Source organism: Actinomycetospora termitidis, assembly GCF_030286555.1.
Classification (GTDB): domain Bacteria; phylum Actinomycetota; class Actinomycetes; order Mycobacteriales; family Pseudonocardiaceae; genus Actinomycetospora; species Actinomycetospora termitidis.
This window is the reverse complement of the sequence record NZ_JASVWF010000001.1, coordinates 467,610-483,961: the sequence shown is the minus strand read 5'-3', so window position 1 is coordinate 483,961 and position 16,352 is coordinate 467,610. Positions and strand designations below refer to the sequence as shown.

Sequence of the window (16,352 nt, the reverse complement as noted above, 5' to 3'; positions counted from 1 at the left end):
ACGGGGCCCGCTCCCGAGCACTTACCAGTTGGAGATCGACTTGGCGAAGATGTCGGCGATGTCGTCCTCGGTCGGCGTGCGTGGGCACGTCGCGAGCAGCCGCTGCTGCTTCATCGTGCCCTCGACGAGGTCGGAGATGTCCGACTCGCCGAACCCGACCGCACCGATCCCGTTCGGGATCCCGATGTCGCGCATCAGCTCGGTGACCACGAACGGCAGCTGCTCCGAGGCGTCGTTCTGCTTCTCGGCGTCCGGGCCGAGCATGCGCGCCGCGGCCATGTGCCGGTCGGGGGCCGAGTCGAAGGAGAACCGGAACGCCTCCGGCGCCGTCAGCGACACCGACATCCCGTGCGGGACCATCGCCTCGTCCTGCGGGTAGCCGGCCGGGTGGAAGTCCCGCACCTGCCCGGCGATCGGGTAGGCGTTGGCGTGCGGGATGTGCACCCCGGAGTTGCCGAAGCCCATCCCCGCGAACGTCGCCGCCATCATCATGTCCATGCGGGCGTCGACGTCCTCGGTGCCGCGCTCGACGGCCGTCCGGAACGACTTCGCGAGCAGGGACATCGACTTCTCGCACCACAGGTCCGACACCGGGTTCGACCCGCAGTAGGTCACCCGCTGCTCGGGCGTCTTGCGGTCGAAGGTCGTGTACCAGCGCGCCGTGTAGCTCTCCAGCGCGTGGCAGACGATGTCCATCCCCGACGCGGCGGTGACCTCCGGCGGGAGCGTCATCGTCAGCAGCGGGTCGACGACGGCGAGGGTCGGGCGCAGCCGCCAGTGGCTGATCCCGGTCTTCACCCGCAGCGACAGGATGTCGAGCACGCACATCGCGGTGGACTCGGATCCGGTGCCGGCCGTCGTCGGGACCGCGATGAGGGGCTTGAGCGCCCCGGGCGGCACCTGGGCGTTGCCGACCGGCTTGTTCACGTAGTCCATCAGCTCACCGGGGAACGTGGTGAGCAGGTTGACGGCCTTCGCGGTGTCGATCGCCGAGCCGCCGCCGACGGCGACGAAGCCGTCCCACGGACCCTGCTGGGAGGCGTAGCCGATCGCCTTGTTCATCGAGTCGTCGGTCGGCTCCACGTGCACGCCGTCGAAGATCTCGACCGTCATGTCGTACCGGCGGATCTGATCCGCGATCCGGTCGGGCAGCCCGGTCTGCTGCATCCCCGGATCGGTGATCAGCAGGATCCGCTTCGCGCCGTACTGGGCGAGGTCGAACCCGATCTCGTCGCAGGCCCCGGCGCCGAACTTCAGCGGAGGAGCGCCCCACGTGAAGACGGACTCCTCCGTGGGGACGGGCGGGACGGTCACGTGTAGTGGCCCCCGTTCGAGACGGTCTTCAGCTCGTGGATCTGGTTGGCGTCGTGGCCGAACACGACGGTCGCGTTCGTGCGCTCCGCGACGTCCCGGACCTTCTCCACCGAGGAGAACCACGACTCCAGGTTGTTCACGATCGCGGCCGGCACCGGCGGCGGGCCGTAGCTCGCGCCCATGTAGACGGCGTCCGAGGTGAAGATCATCGTGCCGGTGTCGGGCAGGTCGACCTGCATGGACATGCAGCCCGGCGTGTGGCCCGGGGTCTGCAGCAGGGTGACGCCCGGGAGGAACTCGGTGTCGCCGGAGACCGTCTCCCAGTTCAGGTTCTCGTAGTCGCTCTTGAGGTGGGCGCCCGTGAACGGCCCGTCGAAGCCGAACGCGAACTCCTTCTCCTTCTCCGAGCACACCAGCTTCGCGGTGGAGTCCTTGAACAGGTTCGCGTTGCCGCAGTGGTCGAAGTGCAGGTGCGAGAGCACCACGTAGTCGATCTGGTTGGTGCCGATGCCGAGCTGCTCGAGGCGCTTGTCGAGGTACTCGTCGTCGGACACGCGGTCGTAGGGGAAGAAGTCGTTGAGGCCCGTCGGCCCCCAGCGCTCCTCCCAGTCGCTGGGGCAGCTGGTGTCCCAGAGCAACGTGCCGTCCGGCGTCTCGACGAGCACGCAGTGGGTGGGCACGTCCACCCACTCCGCCGGGGCGTCCTTCTGCTGGCGGGGCTTGATCGACCTCCCGGGCTGCAGGAGCAGCCACGTGAGGTCGGCGCTCATGGCGCCGCAGTCGAGGATGCTGACCTTGATGTCACCGCTGGCCACTGCTGACCTCCACGTCCGGGAACGGGACCGACCCCCCGTTGCTGATCACCCTGCCTGTGACCGGGGCCACCGTCAATCGGAGATGTATCCATGCAGTTCGGCGAATGCGGAGGCGATCGTGGTGGGGGTGTAGTGCGCGTTCAGACCGCTCGGATTCGGCAGTACCCAGACCCCCGAACGGCCGATCATCGTCGGCTGCTTCCCGACGACGGCCCGCGGCTCGCCGAAGGCCGTCCGGTACGCGACCACCCCGACGACGGCGAGCCAGGCCGGCTCGAGCGTCGCCACGAGGGCCCGCAGTCGCTCGCCGCCGGCGCGCAGCTCGTCGTCGGAGAGCTCGTCGGCCCGGGCGGTCGCACGGGCGGCCACGTTGGTGATCCCGAGGCCCAGCGCGGGCAGCAGGCCCTGCTCGGCCGGCGCGAGCAGACGCGGGGTGAAGCCCGACGCGTGCAGGGCGGGCCAGAACCGGTTGCCCGGCCGGGCGAAGTGGTGGCCGGTGTACGCCGACACCAGGCCCGGGTTGATCCCGGCGAACAGCACCCGCAGCCGTGGGTCGCCCGGCCCGGGCAGGACGTCGGGGAGCAGCCGGTCCCGCGCGGCCTCGAGCTCGGCGCGGGTCGGTCCGCGTCGTCGTGCGGTCGCCACGGTGCCGGCCACCCCCCTCTATCTCGGAACGAACGGCACTCTCGCGCACCTAGACGCTGCGAGCGTGCCGCTCGTTCACCCCGGGGTGCGGCCGATCGGCGCATCCGGCCGTCCCCACCGGCATACCCGGGGCAGATCGTCCCCAGCCTCGACCCCACCCGGGAGCGGACCGGGGCCCGGGTGCGTCTGCCGAGGCATGAGCGATGGATTCACCCTGCCCCCGGACGCGCTGCGCGAGGCCGTCGAGGGCATCAGGGCCGCCGTGGCGGACGCGGCGCGGGCGGGCGGGACGATGAGTGCGGCCCTCCTGGAGCTCGGGCGGCTCGTCCCCGGCACCCGGACCGCCGCGCAGGCCGCGGTCCTCGCCCGGACCTGGCGTTCCGACGTCGAGCGGTGGAGCGAGGCCGCCGAGGCGCTCGGCGACCTGCTGGAGGAGACCGCCGCCGACATCGGGCTCACCGACGGCGAGCTGGCCCGGCTGCTGGGCGAGGCCTGGTGACCGTCACGCTCGGCCCGGTCTCGGCCGACCTCTCCGCCGGCGTCGACGCCTGGGAGCGCGCGGTCTTCCGACTCCGGCTGCCGGAGACGTGGACGGGCGCGGCCGCCGACGGGGCCCGGCAGCAGCTGGGTCGCCTGGTCGACCGCGGGGGTGGGCTGCTGGACCGGGCGCGGGCCCTCGCCGCCGTGCTCGCCGACGTCGCGGCGCGCGAGCCGTTCGACGACGCCCGGCTCGCCGCCGCGCTCGCCCGCGCGATGCGCACCGAGCCGGTCGCCGCCGGCCCGGCCGCGACCGGTCCCGCGCCGGCCGCGGTCGCGCACTGGTGGGCCGGGCTCGCGGCCGCCGAGCGGGAACGGCTGGCCGCGACGCGTCCGGAGCTGGTGGGCGCGCTCGACGGCGTCCCGGCGGCGGTGCGCGACCGGGCCAACCGGACGCGCCTCGCCGCTGCCCGCCAGGTCGGGGAGGCCGAGCTGGCCGGCCTGGAACGGGCCCGCGACGAGGTGCGCGACCTCGGGGGCCTGCAGGACGTCGAGGCCCGGCTCGCGGCGGTGCGGGCGCGGCTCGGGCGCCTCGCCGCGATCGACGCGGCGGTGGGCGCGGGCGGCGAGCGCGCGCTGCTGGCGGTGGACCCGGCGTCGGGTCGGGCCGCGATCGCCGTCGGCGACGTGGACCGTGCGCGGCACGTGGGCGTGGTGGTGCCGGGCTTCACCGCCCGCGCCGAGGACCTGCCGGGGCGCACGGCGGAGCTCGCGGCGATGCGGTCGCCGGAGTCGGCGGTGGTGGCCTGGTACGACTACCCCGCGCCGCAGTGGCCGGAGGTCCTCGACGCCGACCGGTCCGTGCTGGGGACCCGGGTCGCGGAGAACGCGTCCGCCCGGCTCGCGTCGTTCCTGGACGGGGTCGCGGTGGCCGGGGGCCAGGGACCGCACGTCACGGCCGTCGGGCACTCGTACGGCTCGCTCACGGTCGCGCAGGGCGTGGCGTCGGCGCGGTCGGTGGACGACGTCGTGCTGCTGGGCTCGCCGGGCGTGTCCCCGCTGCCGCGGCAGCCGACGTGGGTGGCGGAGGCGCGCGGGGATCCGGTCGCCGACGCCGGGTGGTTCGGGCCCGACCCCAACGGCCTGCCGGACGTGCACCCGATCGCGACGACGGGATCGGTCGGGCACGTGGACTACCTGCGCCCGGGCAGTACCGGCGCGCAGAACGTGGCCGCGGTGATCGACGGGCGGTCCGCCGACGTCGTCGCCGATCGCACGGCCGGCGTGGGGGACCGGCTGCGCGCCCTGCTGCCCCGGTGAGCCCGGTCCGGGCCCACCGGGGCGGTGTGTCAGTTCCCGGCGGGCTTGGTGCTCCCGGTCGAGCCGTTCGGGCTCGGCGAGACCGCGTCCGTCGGGGCCTTCGGCGGGACGATGCCGCCCGGCTGGTCCGGGTCGGGCACGGCACCGGCCGCGGCGGCCGGCGTCGCCGGCGACGGGCCGGTGGCGGTCGCCGGGGCGGGCTTCGGCCGCGGGGCCGGCGGGGGCGGCGGCGGGAGCTCCGGGGCGCGGCGGGTGGCCACGATCGCGATGCCGGCGCCGACGACGGCGAGCACGATCCACAGACCCCAGCGGCGACGCTTCTTGTCCTGCTCCGGCTCGAGACGCTGGGCGAGGTCGCGGCGCGCCGTGGTCAGCCCGTCCTCGAACTGGCCGCGGACGTTCTCGCCGAGGTCGCGCAGCTCGCCGACCGACGTGGGCACCGGCGACTTCTCGAGGGCCTGCCGGGCGTCCTTCGCGTAGACCTTGGCCTGCTTGCGGGCGTCCTTGGCGTACGAACGGGCCTGCTTGCGGGCTTCCTTCGCCGCCTGGTTCGCGCGCCGGCGCGTCTCCTCGCGGGCCTCCTGGGCGCGCTTGCGCGCCTCGGCCTGCGCCTCCTCGGCCCGCGAGCGGGCCTCGGCGCGCGCGTCGAGCACCCGCTGGCGGGCCGTGTCCGCGGCGGCGCGGACGTCCCGACGGACCTCGGCGCGCTTCTTCGCGCCCTGCTTGCGGGCCTTCTCGCGGTCCTTGCGGGCCTGCGCGGCAGCCTTCTCCGCCTGCTTGGCCGCCTTCTTGCGCCTGCGGCGGCCTTCCTTGCGCAGATCGTCCAGGTCCTCCCTGGCACCGATCACGGTCTTGCTGCTCAACGGCCACACCTCACTCATCGGTGGCGGCTCATGATGCCGCCCGTCCCCTGTCTGCAAGTGCCCGACCCGCCGGTGCGTCACACCCGCTGCTCCGACGGTGGCACGATGACCCGCGTGACGAATGCCGAGAACGGGCCGACCGCGACGCTGCACACCTCGAACGGCGACATCACCGTCAACCTCTTCCCCGACAAGGCACCGAAGACGGTCGCCAACTTCGTGGGACTCGCCACCGGTGAGGGCCAGTACAGCACTGCGAACGCCAAGGGCCAGTCCTCCGGCCCCTTCTACGATGGGGTGATCTTCCACCGGGTCATCGCCGGATTCATGCTGCAGACCGGGGATCCGGACGGGACCGGCCGCGGCGGCCCCGGCTACAAGTTCGCCGACGAGTTCCACCCCGACCTGCGATTCGACCGGCCGTACCTGCTCGCGATGGCGAACGCCGGGCCCGGCACGAACGGCTCGCAGTTCTTCATCACCGTGGCGCCGACCACCTGGCTGAACCGCAAGCACACCATCTTCGGCGAGGTGGCCGACCAGTCCAGCCGCGACGTCGTCGACGCGATCGCCGCCGCGCCCACCGGCCCGGGTGACCGCCCGACCTCCGACATCGTGATCGAGAGCGTGGAGGTCTCGAAGTAACCGGACACCCACCACCGGGCGGGGACACTGGGGACATGAGCACCAGTCCTCCGGGCGCGGACACCCACGTGTGCGTCCGCCACCCCGACCGTCCGACCGGGCTGCGCTGCACGCGGTGCGACCGTCCGGCGTGCCCGGAGTGCCTGCGCGACGCCTCGGTCGGGATGCAGTGCGTGGACTGCGTCTCCGAGGGGGCGCGCACCCAGCGGCGCGGCCGGGACCTGCGTCGGCCGACCGCGGTCCTGGTCCCGGCGCTGATCGCGCTCAACGTCGCCGTCTTCGTCTGGACCGCGGCCGACGCGGGCAGCGTGCAGGACAACACGGCGGGGGCCGTGTTCCGCGGCGGCGCGCTCGTCCCGCTGCAGGTGGCCGGCGGCGAGTGGTGGCGGCTGGTGACGTCGGGCTTCCTGCACATCGGCCCGATCCACCTGCTGGCCAACATGATCGCCCTCTGGTTCATCGGGCGGGACCTCGAGCTGGTGCTCGGCCGCCTGCGGTTCTCGGCGCTCTACGGGGTCTCGCTGCTCGGGGGCTCGGCCGCCGTCATGGTGTTCAGCTCGCCGTTGGTCGCCACCGCGGGCGCCTCCGGGGCGATCTACGGACTGATGGGCGCGCTGCTCGTCCTGCTGCGGCGCATGCGCCTCCCGGCGACGCAGGCGCTGGTGATCATCGGCCTGAACGTGGCGCTCACGTTGTCGTTCGGGTTCTCCTGGGAGGCGCACCTCGGCGGCTTCGTGGTGGGTGCCCTGGTGGCCGTGGCGATGACCTACGGGCCCGCGCGGTCACGGCCGGCCGTCGGCCTCTGGATCGCCGGGGGGATCGTCGTCGCGCTGGTCCTCGTGATCGTCGTCCGCGACGTCTCGTTCGGCAGCGTCGTCTGCGGCGCGACCACCTGCCGCATCGGCGGCTGACGTCCCGCCGCCACGCCCGGCCCGGGCCCGGTGGGTCTGCAGCGCGGCGGCGACGTCCACCGGGTCGGTCCCCAGCTCGAGGCGACCGAGCACGAGCAGCCGCTCCGCCCCGTCGTCGTCGCGGGTGTCGATCTCGACGTAGGCCGCCGGCAGGCCCAGGCGGCGCATCCGGACGACGCGCACGGCGTCGACCCGCGTCCACGGCCAGGTGCGGGCGCCGAGCAGACCGCGCAGCGTGAGGTCCTCGGCGCTCGCCGCCAGGCGCGGTCGCGCCCGCAGCCCCACGATGGCGGCGGCCCCCACGGCCACCCCCGCGACCCCGAGCAGCAGACGGCCGGGTCCGTCGAGGCTCCCGAGGACGACGTAGGCGAGCAGCCCGATCGCCCCGACCAGGCCGAGGACGACGGCACCCACCGGGGCGGCCCACTCAGCGTCGGGGTTGTCCACAGGCTCCGTCCACAGTGGGGACGAACGACATGCGTGTAATTCTCAGCGCCACTTCATCGTCATGAGCAGTGAGACGACCACGAGACCGAAGCCGATGAGGAAGTTGTATCCGCCGAGCTCGGCCATGAACCGGATGTCCTCCCCGGCCAGGTAGTTCACGACGAGCCATGCGAGACCGACGATGCCGATCGCGAGCATGATCACGACGTACGCGGGGTGCGACGGCCCGCTCGTCCTCGCGGCGGTCGCCTGCGGCGGCGGGGTGTAGGTCGGCTTCTTGCGGACCTTCGACTTCGGCACGGGCGGACTCCTGGTGGACTCGGGTCGAGTCCACGGTAGCGAAGCGGACCGTAGGGTGGGGCCGTGCGGGTCCTCGTCGTCGACAACTACGACAGCTTCGTCTACAACCTCGTCCAGTACCTCGCCCAGTTGGGCGCCGAGCCGGTGGTGCGCCGCAACGACGCGCCCGACGTGCTCGACCTCGCGGCCGACGTCGACGGCGTGCTGGTGAGCCCCGGGCCGGGCACGCCCGACGACGCCGGGTCCAGCCTCGACGTCATCGCGCGCTGCGCCGCGGACCGCACCCCGATGCTCGGCGTGTGCCTCGGGCACCAGGCGCTCGGGCAGGCGTTCGGCGGGATCGTCGAGCGCGCCCCCGAGCTGCGGCACGGCAAGACCTCGTCGGTGCACCACGGCGGGGCCGGCGTGCTCGCGGGCCTCTCGGACCCGTTCACCGCCACCCGCTACCACTCGCTGACGGTCCGGCCGGACTCGCTGCCGGCCGAGCTCGAGCCGACCGGCTGGACGGACGACGGCGTGCTCATGGCCATGCGCCACCGTGAGCTCCCGCTCGAGGGCGTGCAGTTCCACCCGGAGTCCGTGCTCACCGAGGACGGCCACCGGATCCTCGCCACGTGGATGGCCGCGTGCGGGCACCCGGTGGCGCCGGGACTCGTGGACGACCTCGTCCGTGACGTGCGCGCCCTGGCCCTGGCGGCCGCCCCGCCCGTGCGGGACTGACCGCCGGGGTCAGTTCCCGCCCGGGAAGAGGCCGTTCCCCCCGCCGCCGAAGACCCCGCCGCCCCCGCCGTTGTACTTCCCGACGGTCACCTGGATGGTGTCGCCCTTCCCGGCCCGGCTGCCGGCGGACGGGCTCTGGCTGAGGATCTTCCCGTCCTGGTTCGGGTCGTCAACGTCCTGCGAGGTCGCCTGCAGGTTCCCGCTGAAGCCGGCCGAGGCCAGGGCCGAGATCGCGTCGCCGCGGGACTTGCCGACGATGTCCGGGACCTGCACCTGGTCCGGGTTCGCCGCCGTGACCGTCACCGTCGAGCCGACCGCCACGGTGCTCCCCGCGGCGGGGCTCGTGGACGCCACGGTCGCGTTGCCGGACGAGTCGCCGCTGACGGTGACCTCGAGCCCCACGCCCTCCAGCGTGGTGCGGGCGGTGGCGACCGGCTGGCCGGTCACGTCCGGGACCTTGATCGTCTGGCGCTGCTGACCGACGGTGAGCTGGATCGCGGTGCCGGGGGCGAGCAGGGCGCCGGGCGCGGGATCCTGCGAGAGGACCTTGCCCACCTGGCTCGCGTCGTCCACCGGCTTCTGCTGCGGGACCGGGGTCAGGGTGAGCCCCGCGCCCTGCACGATCTGCTGGGCCTGCTCGGCGGTGCGCCCGGAGAGGTCCGGAGCCTGCACGCGGTCCGGGCCGCGGCCGACCCGCATCGCGATGACGGTCTGCGGCTCGACCTCGGTCCCGGCGACCGGGTCCGTGCCCAGCACCGTCCCGACCTGGGTCGGGTCCGAGGCCACCGGCACCAGGTTCGGCTTGAGCCCGGCGCCGGTGAGGGTCCGCAGCGCCACGTCCTGGGGTTGGTTCGCGACGTCGGGGACGGCGAGCTGGTTGTTCGCCGGCGAGAAGAGGAAGAACAGGGCGGCGAGCACCGCGGCGACCGCCACGACCCCGCCGAGGACCCCCAGCCGGCGACGACGGCGCCGTCGACGCTCCTCCTCCTGCTCGGCCTGCCAGGCGGCGAAGTCGCCCGCCTCGGTGGCCGGGCCGGTCGCGTAGCCGGCCGCGCCGACGGTGCGGGTCGGGCCGGTCATGAGCGTGTTGCGCTCGTCCGCGGTCATCACCAGCGGGGCCTCGACCTGCTCGCCCTGGAGCACCCGCACCAGGTCGTCGCGCATCTCGCCCGCGGTCTGGTAGCGGTTGAACGGGTTCTTGGCGAGCGCCTTGAGCGTGATGGCGTCGAGCGCGGGTGGCACGGCCGGGTTGAGCTCCGACGGCGGCCGCGGGTCCTCGCGCACGTGCTGGTAGGCCACGGCCACCGGCGAGTCGCCGGTGAACGGGGGCTGCCCGGTGAGCAGCTCGAAGAGCACGCAGCCGGTGGAGTAGACGTCCGAGCGCGCGTCCACGGCCTCGCCCCGGGCCTGCTCCGGCGAGAGGTACTGCGCGGTGCCGATGACGGCGGCGGTCTGGGTCAGCCCCTGCTGGGCGTCCGACAGCGCCCGGGCGATGCCGAAGTCCATCACCTTGACCGCCCCGGACGGGGTGATCATGACGTTGGCCGGCTTGACGTCGCGGTGGATGATCCCGTGGCGGTGCGAGAAGTCCAGGGCCGAGCACACGTCCGCGACGACCTCGCAGACCCGGAACGGCTCCATCGGGCCGCCGCTCTTGACGATGTCGCGCAGCGTCCGCCCCGGGACGTACTCCATGACGATGTAGGGCAGCGGGACGTCGTCGGCCCACGTCTCACCCGTGTCGTAGACCGCGACGATCGCCGGGTGGTTCAGGGCGGCCGCGTTCTGTCCCTCGCGCTGGAAGCGGATCTGGAACTGCGGGTCGCGGGCGAGGTCCGCGCGCAGCACCTTGATCGCCACGTCCCGGCCGAGCCGGACGTCACGACCGCCGTGGACCTCGGACATGCCCCCGTAGCCGAGGGCCGGCCCCAGCTCGTAGCGGTCGGACAGGAGGCGGGGGGTGGTCATCCGGTCTCCTGACAGGTCACGGTCACGGTGTCCCCGCGCTTGACCTCTCCTGTGGGGTCGACACGCAGGACGCGGCAGGCCGACGGATCGTTCGGCGTCCCACCGAACAGCGTCTCGATCTCCGGAACGAGACCCGAGTCGCGTAGTGCAGCGCTCGCGACCGAGGCGGGCCGCCCGAAGTAGTCGATGGTGCTGACGTTCACGGTGTTACCCGCGGCCGTCGTCGTCGTGCTGGTGCGGCTGCGCGTCGTCGTCGTGGTGGTCGGCGCGGCCGTCGTGGTGGTCGAGGTCGGGGTGGCGACGGGGGGCGGCGCGCTGGTGTCGGTGTTCGAGACCAGGACGTAGCCGAGGATGCCGAGGACGGCGAGCACGCCCACGACCGCGGCGATCGTGCCCCACGGGCCGCGGCGGGCGGGTTCCCGGCGCCCGCCGTCGTCCCAGCGCTCATTGCGCCGCGGCGGGGGTGAGGACGGTCCGTCGTAGGTGGTCGCCGGGGCGACCCGGGTGGCCGGGTTGACCGCCTCGGTGGCGGCGGTGGCCGCACCCGGGCGGGGCACCGGCTCGCCGCGGCGGACCGCGGCGACCGCCCGGGCGAACTCCCCGCCGTTGGCGTAGCGGCCGCGCGGGTCCTTGGTCAGGGTCAGCTCGATGAGCTGGCGGACCACGGGCGGCACGTCCGGCGGCAGCGGGGGGAGCGGGTCGCGGATGTGCATCATCGCGACCGTCACGGCGTTCTCGGAGAGGTACGGCCGGCGCCCGGCCAGGCACTCGTAGCCGACGACGCCGAGCGAGTAGACGTCCGAGGCCGGCCCGGCGTCGCCGCCCCCGGCCTGCTCCGGGGCGATGTAGTGCGCGGTGCCCATGACCATGCCCGAGCGGGTGACCGGGGCGGCGTCGATCGCCTTCGCGATGCCGAAGTCGGTGATCTTCACCTGGTTCGCCGGCGTCACCAGGATGTTGCCGGGCTTGACGTCCCGGTGGACGAGCCCGCGCTCGTGCGCGGCGTCCAGGGCGTACCCGGACTGCTCGAGGATGTCGAGGGTGTAGTCGACGCCGAGGCGGCCGTGCACCGAGAGGATCTGAGCCAGCGGCTCGCCGCGGACGAGCTCCATGACCAGGTAGGCCACCGGCACCTGGATGGTGCCGCTCGCCGTCGTCCAGTCCGTGGTGGTCTCGCCGTAGTCGTGGACCGCGGTGACGCCGGGGTTGTTCAGCGAGGCGGCCGTGCGCGCCTCGGTGCGGAAGCGGTGCAGGAACTCCGGGTCCCCGGACAGCTCGGCCTTGAGGATCTTGACCGCGACGGTCCGGTCCAGCCGGGTGTCCTGGGCCTCCCACACCTCGCCCATGCCACCGATCGCGATGCGGCGGCCGATCCGGTAGCGGTCGGCGAGCAGGGTTCCCGTGGTCGGAGCCATGGTGCTACCTCCCTCCCTGCTGCAGGGCCGCGGCGACGACCGCGCGGCCGACCGGACCGGCCACGGAGGAGCCCGTGGCGTCGTCGCCCCGGTTGCCGCCGCGCTCGACGATGACAGAGACCGCCACCTGGGGATCGGGCACGGGGCCGAAGACGTCGTACCAGGTGTGCGGGGGGTTGGTCTTCGGGGAGGCGCCCCACTCCGCGGTGCCCGTCTTGGAGGCGAGCTGCACGCCGGGGATCTTCCCGCCGCTGGTCCCGCCGTTCTCCGAGCCGATCATCAACTGGGTCAGCGTGGAGGCGGTGCCGCCGGAGATCGCGCGGGCGAGGCGGTCCGGCTCGGTGGTGTCGACCACCGAGAGGTCCTGGCCCTGGATCTGGCCGACCGCGTGCGGCTGCATCGGGATGCCGCCGTTGGCGATCGTCGCGGTGATCATCGCGTTCTGCAGCGGCGTCAGCCGGACGTCGCGCTGACCGATGCCGGACTGCGCCAGCGAGGCGCCGTCCCCGAGCTCGCCGACCGACGACTCGGCCACCGGCATCGGGATCGTGAGGTTCGGGTTCTCCATGCCGTACGCGGCGGCCTGCGCCCGCAGCCGGTCCGCGCCGACCTGGTCGGCGAGCTGGGCGAACGGTCCGTTGCAGGACTTCGTGAACGCGGTGGAGAACGGCACCGTCGGACCGGGCCCGCAGCGCTCGCCGTCGTAGTTCTCCAGCGTGGTGACGCTGTCCGGCAGGGTGATCCGCGGCTCGGCCGTGACCGGGGTCTGCGGGGTGATCATGCTCGCCTCGAGCGCCGTCGAGGTGGTCACCAGCTTGAAGGTCGACCCCGGCGGATAGGTCTCCGAGGTCGCGCGGTTGATCAGCGGGGAGTCCGAGCTGTTCGGGTTCAGCGAGTTCCACGCGTTGCGCTGGGTGGCGCCGTCGTGCGCGGCCAGCGGGTTCGGGTCGTAGGAGGGCACCGACACCAGGGCGAGGATCTCGCCGGTCTGGGGCCGGATCGCCACGACCGAGCCCTCGTAGCCGCGCGACACCATCGCCTGGTACGCGGCCTGCTGGACCTTGGGGTCGATGGTCAGCGCGACGTTGCCCCCGGCCGGCGAGCGGCCCGTGACCACGTCGGAGATCCGGCGGACGAAGAGCCGGTCGTCGGAGCCGTTGAGCACCGAGTCCATCGACCGCTCGATCCCGGACGTCCCGTAGACCTGCGAGTAGTAGCCGGTGACGGGCGCGTACATCGGCCCGTTCGCGTAGGTGCGCAGGTACTTGAACCGGTCGTCGGTCGCGACGCTGGACGCGAGCACCTCGCCGCCGGCGGAGATCTGGCCGCGCTGGCGGTTGTACTCGTCCAGCAGCACGCGCTGGTTGTACGGGTTCGCCTTGTACTCGTCGGCCTTGACCACCTGGACCCACGTGGCCTGGCCCAGCAGCAGCACGATCAGGCCCATGACCACGAGGGAGACCCGACGCAGCGGGGTGTTCACTCGCGGCTCCTCCCTCGTGGCGGTGTGGGCTGACCGTGCGGTGGCGTGTCGACCTCGGCGCCCCCCGCCGCTCCGCTGCGCGACACCATCTCGGTGTGCGCCTCGGCCAGCGGCGTGCGGGGCGGGGTCGGCGCCGCTCCCGGCTCCGGCCTGCTCTTGTCCGAGGCGGGCCGGCGGGCGGCGTCGGAGACCCGGAGCACCAGGGCCACCAGCACGTAGTTCGCCACCAGCGACGAGCCGCCGTACGACATGAACGGCGCCGCCTGGCCGGTGTTCGGGATGAGCCCGATCACGCCGCCGGCGACGACGAAGACCTGGATGGCCAGGGTGAACCCGAGGCCGGCCGCGAGGAGCTTGCCGAAGGTGTCGCGCACCGCGAGGGCGGTGCGCAGCGCCCGGGTGGAGATCAGGCAGTAGAGCAGCAGGAGCGCCATCAGCCCGATGAGGCCGGTCTCCTCGCCCATCGAGGTGAAGATGAAGTCCGTGCTCGACAGCGGGACGAGGTCGGGGCGCCCGGCGCCCAGCCCGGTGCCGAGCATCCCGCCGGTCGCCATCCCGAACAGGCCCTGGCTGACCTGATAGGTCGCGCTGGCGGGGTCGGAGAGCGGGTCGAGCCACGCGGCCACGCGGACCTGCACGCGGTCGACGAACGTCCACGCCGCGAACGCCCCGGCCCCGAAGATGACCAGGCCGATGAGCACCCACGACGAGCGCTCCGTCGCGACGTAGATCATCGACAGGACGATCCCGAAGAACATCAGCGACGTGCCGAGGTCGGACTCGAAGACCAGCACGCCCATCGCGACCACCCAGGCGATGAGCAGCGGCGCGAGGTCGCGGGGCCGCGGGAAGGTCATGCCCAGGACGTGCTTGCCCGCCGTCGTGAACAGGTCGCGCTTGGCGACCAGGAACGAGGCGAAGAAGACCGTCAGCAGGATCTTGGCGAACTCCCCGGGCTGGATGCCGACGCCGCCCACCCGGATCCAGATCTTGGCCCCGTTCACCTCGGAGAGGGCCGAGGGCAGGACCGCGGGCAGACCGAGCAGCACCAGGCCGACGAAGCCCGCGGTGTAGCCGTAGCGGGCCAGGGTGCGGTGGTCGCGCACCCGCCAGAGCACCACGACGAACAGGACCAGGCCCAGCGTGAGCCAGGCGATCTGGCGCAGGGCGTCCGCGTCCGGGACGGGGTTGCCCCGGGCGAGCGCGTTGGCGGCCTTGGCCAGGTCGATCCGGTGGATCATGACGAGACCCAGGCCGTTGAGCAGGGCCGCACACGGCAGGATCACCGGGTCCGCGTAGGGCGCGAACCGGCGCACCGCGACGTGCGCGGCCGCGAACAGCGCCAGGTACGCCAGGCCCAGGTAGAGCAGGGTGAGCGTCAGCTCCTGGTTCTGGTTGGCCTCGACGAGCACGAGTGCGCCGGTGGTGATGACCGCCGCGAAGGCGAGCAGCAGCAGCTCGATGCCGCGGCGGGTGGAGACGGCGGCGGCGACGACCGGACGCAGCGCGGTGCGGTCGGCGGGCATCTCGGCGGGGTTCACGCCGGGCCCGCCGGTGGTCCGACCGGCGCGGGAGGCCTGGGCGGGGCGGACCATTACTGCACCGCGCGGCAGTCGCGTCCCGGGACCTGCGGGGACTGGGGCACGGCGGTGGGTGCCGCGGTGACGGGCGAGCCCGGGGCGCCGGGGGCGACGGTCTGGCCCGGCACGGCGGGTTGGCCGGGCTGCGGGGCCGGGGTCGGCACGATCGGGGCCGGTGGCTGGCACTCGGGCAGCAGCTCGTCGGTGCGGAGGCGCTCGACGGTGCGGTGCGCCGCGTCGAGGTCCGAGGTGGGCAGCGAGTCGCCCTGCACCGAGGTGCGGCCGACCTGGGTGAGGTCGGCGACCTTGAGGCCGGTCTGCTCGGAGACGTCCTGCAGCTGCACGCCGAGCACGTCGCCGCGGACGCCCTGGTAGATCACGACCTGGTCGCCGGCGACGCCGACGTAGTACTGCTGGGAGATCCACAGCCGCGTCACGAGGAGGCCGAGGCCGGCGAGGACGAGCACGCCGACGACCGCGAGGACCACCGCGAGCCGGCCCCGCCGCGGCCGGGCGTGTCCGCGGGCCGCGTCGCTGCGGGAGGGCAGCGGGTCGGGGCGTGCGGAGGGCTCGGCGCGGGTGAGCGTCGCGGCCGAGGCCCGGGCGGCCGCGGAGTCGGCCGGCGGCGGGTCGGCGCGCCCGTCGCCCGCGGCACCGCCGTAGATCGGCTCGTGCTCGCCGTAGTCGACGTCGACCACGTCCGCGACGATGCAGGTGACGTTGTCCGGTCCGCCGCCCTTGAGGGCGAGCTCGATGAGCCGGTCGGCGCAGCTCTGCGGGTCCGTGATCGTCAGCGCCTCGGCGATCGTCTCGGCGCTGACCACGCCGGACAGGCCGTCGGAGCAGAGCAGGTAGCGGTCGCCCGCGCGGGCCTCGCGCACCGTCAGCGAGGGCTCGACGTCGTGACCGGTGAGCGCGCGCAGCAGCAGCGAGCGCTGCGGGTGGCTGGCGGCCTCGTCCTCGGTGATGCGGCCCTCGTCGATGAGGGACTGCACGAACGTGTCGTCGCGGGTGATCTGGGTGAGCACGCCCTCGCGGAACAGGTACGCCCGCGAGTCGCCGACGTGCACCATGCCGAGGCGGCTGCCGGCGAAGAGGACCGCGGTGAGCGTCGTCCCCATGCCGTCGAGGTCGGGCTCCTCGTTCACCAGCTCGGTGATCGCGTCGTTGCCCTGGGCGGTCGCCTCGGCGAGCTCGCCGAGCAGGTCGTCGCCCGGCTCGTCGTCGTCGAGGGGCACCAGCGCGGCGATGACCAGCTTCGAGGCCACCTCACCCGCCGCGTGTCCCCCCATGCCGTCCGCGAGCGCGAGCAGACGCGGGCCCGCGTAGACCGAGTCCTGGTTGTTCTGCCGGACCAGGCCCCGGTCGCTGCGGGCGGAGTAGCGCAGCACCAGGGTCACGGGACGATCCTGCACGCAAGGGCACACAGCGCCCGCACCCGGGTGGGCT

General features: G+C 73.6%; 15 protein-coding genes and 1 pseudogene. 5 read left to right on the top strand and 11 right to left on the bottom strand.

Annotated features, from left to right (window positions below):
• Window positions 1–21: 21 nt before the first annotated feature.
• The 3 genes from QRT03_RS02415 to mug form a co-directional block, all read right to left on the bottom strand.
• On the bottom strand, window positions 22–1,314 hold the full coding sequence (locus QRT03_RS02415; protein ID WP_286050850.1) for a hydroxyacid-oxoacid transhydrogenase: 1,293 nt from the start codon (window positions 1,312–1,314) through the stop codon (window positions 22–24).
• Complete coding sequence (locus tag QRT03_RS02410) at window positions 1,311–2,129, bottom strand: N-acyl homoserine lactonase family protein (protein ID WP_286050848.1); 819 nt, start codon at window positions 2,127–2,129, stop codon at window positions 1,311–1,313. Before QRT03_RS02410 ends, QRT03_RS02415 begins: the two co-directional genes overlap by 4 nt.
• Window positions 2,130–2,201: 72 nt before the next feature.
• On the bottom strand, window positions 2,202–2,774 hold the full coding sequence (gene mug / locus QRT03_RS02405; RefSeq protein WP_286050847.1) for a G/U mismatch-specific DNA glycosylase: 573 nt from the start codon (window positions 2,772–2,774) through the stop codon (window positions 2,202–2,204).
• A gap of 196 nt (window positions 2,775–2,970) precedes the next feature.
• Here mug and QRT03_RS02400 point away from each other — a divergent pair, with 196 nt between their 5' ends.
• Window positions 2,971–3,273: a hypothetical protein gene (locus QRT03_RS02400; protein ID WP_286050845.1), complete on the top strand. Its 303-nt coding sequence runs from the start codon at window positions 2,971–2,973 to the stop codon at window positions 3,271–3,273.
• Window positions 3,270–4,571, top strand: a complete 1,302-nt coding sequence (locus tag QRT03_RS02395) for an alpha/beta hydrolase (protein ID WP_286050844.1) — start codon at window positions 3,270–3,272, stop codon at window positions 4,569–4,571. The genes QRT03_RS02400 and QRT03_RS02395 overlap by 4 nt, the downstream gene beginning before the upstream one ends.
• Window positions 4,572–4,600: 29 nt before the next feature.
• Here QRT03_RS02395 and QRT03_RS02390 read toward each other — a convergent pair whose 3' ends face one another.
• Window positions 4,601–5,434 (bottom strand): V-type ATP synthase subunit E family protein, encoded by an 834-nt coding sequence (locus QRT03_RS02390; protein ID WP_286050843.1) that lies wholly within the window; start codon window positions 5,432–5,434, stop codon window positions 4,601–4,603.
• A 105-nt stretch (window positions 5,435–5,539) separates the two neighbouring features.
• Here QRT03_RS02390 and QRT03_RS02385 point away from each other — a divergent pair, with 105 nt between their 5' ends.
• Window positions 5,540–6,079 (top strand): peptidylprolyl isomerase, encoded by a 540-nt coding sequence (locus tag QRT03_RS02385; protein ID WP_425604771.1) that lies wholly within the window; start codon window positions 5,540–5,542, stop codon window positions 6,077–6,079.
• Between the two features lie 35 nt (window positions 6,080–6,114).
• Complete coding sequence (locus QRT03_RS02380) at window positions 6,115–6,990, top strand: rhomboid family intramembrane serine protease (protein WP_286050841.1); 876 nt, start codon at window positions 6,115–6,117, stop codon at window positions 6,988–6,990.
• 36 nt (window positions 6,991–7,026) lie between these two features.
• On the opposite strand, the pseudogene QRT03_RS02375 reads toward QRT03_RS02380, so the two are convergent.
• Together QRT03_RS02375 and crgA are read right to left on the bottom strand one after the other, a co-directional pair.
• Window positions 7,027–7,275, bottom strand: a pseudogene (locus QRT03_RS02375) (PH domain-containing protein); the annotation flags it as partial.
• A 204-nt stretch (window positions 7,276–7,479) separates the two neighbouring features.
• Window positions 7,480–7,737 carry a cell division protein CrgA gene (gene crgA / locus QRT03_RS02370; protein ID WP_286050840.1) on the bottom strand — a complete coding sequence of 86 codons (258 nt, stop codon included), beginning with the start codon at window positions 7,735–7,737 and terminating at the stop codon, window positions 7,480–7,482.
• 63 nt (window positions 7,738–7,800) lie between these two features.
• Between crgA and QRT03_RS02365 the strand changes: the two genes are divergently transcribed.
• Window positions 7,801–8,457 (top strand): aminodeoxychorismate/anthranilate synthase component II, encoded by a 657-nt coding sequence (locus tag QRT03_RS02365; RefSeq protein WP_286050839.1) that lies wholly within the window; start codon window positions 7,801–7,803, stop codon window positions 8,455–8,457.
• Window positions 8,458–8,466: 9 nt separating this feature from the next.
• Here QRT03_RS02365 and pknB read toward each other — a convergent pair whose 3' ends face one another.
• Genes pknB through QRT03_RS02340 form a run of 5 tightly spaced genes read right to left on the bottom strand, consistent with a single transcriptional unit; the run spans window position 8,467 to window position 16,303 of the window.
• Complete coding sequence (gene pknB, locus QRT03_RS02360) at window positions 8,467–10,425, bottom strand: Stk1 family PASTA domain-containing Ser/Thr kinase (protein ID WP_286050837.1); 1,959 nt, start codon at window positions 10,423–10,425, stop codon at window positions 8,467–8,469.
• Window positions 10,422–11,840 carry a protein kinase domain-containing protein gene (locus QRT03_RS02355; RefSeq protein ID WP_286050835.1) on the bottom strand — a complete coding sequence of 473 codons (1,419 nt, stop codon included), beginning with the start codon at window positions 11,838–11,840 and terminating at the stop codon, window positions 10,422–10,424. Before QRT03_RS02355 ends, pknB begins: the two co-directional genes overlap by 4 nt.
• Before the next feature lie 4 nt (window positions 11,841–11,844).
• Window positions 11,845–13,323: a peptidoglycan D,D-transpeptidase FtsI family protein gene (locus QRT03_RS02350; protein WP_286050834.1), complete on the bottom strand. Its 1,479-nt coding sequence runs from the start codon at window positions 13,321–13,323 to the stop codon at window positions 11,845–11,847.
• Window positions 13,320–14,918 (bottom strand): FtsW/RodA/SpoVE family cell cycle protein, encoded by a 1,599-nt coding sequence (locus tag QRT03_RS02345; protein ID WP_425604770.1) that lies wholly within the window; start codon window positions 14,916–14,918, stop codon window positions 13,320–13,322. Before QRT03_RS02345 ends, QRT03_RS02350 begins: the two co-directional genes overlap by 4 nt.
• Window positions 14,918–16,303: a PP2C family protein-serine/threonine phosphatase gene (locus QRT03_RS02340; RefSeq protein ID WP_286050832.1), complete on the bottom strand. Its 1,386-nt coding sequence runs from the start codon at window positions 16,301–16,303 to the stop codon at window positions 14,918–14,920. The genes QRT03_RS02345 and QRT03_RS02340 overlap by 1 nt, the downstream gene beginning before the upstream one ends.
• Between the last annotated feature and the right edge of the window lie 49 nt (window positions 16,304–16,352).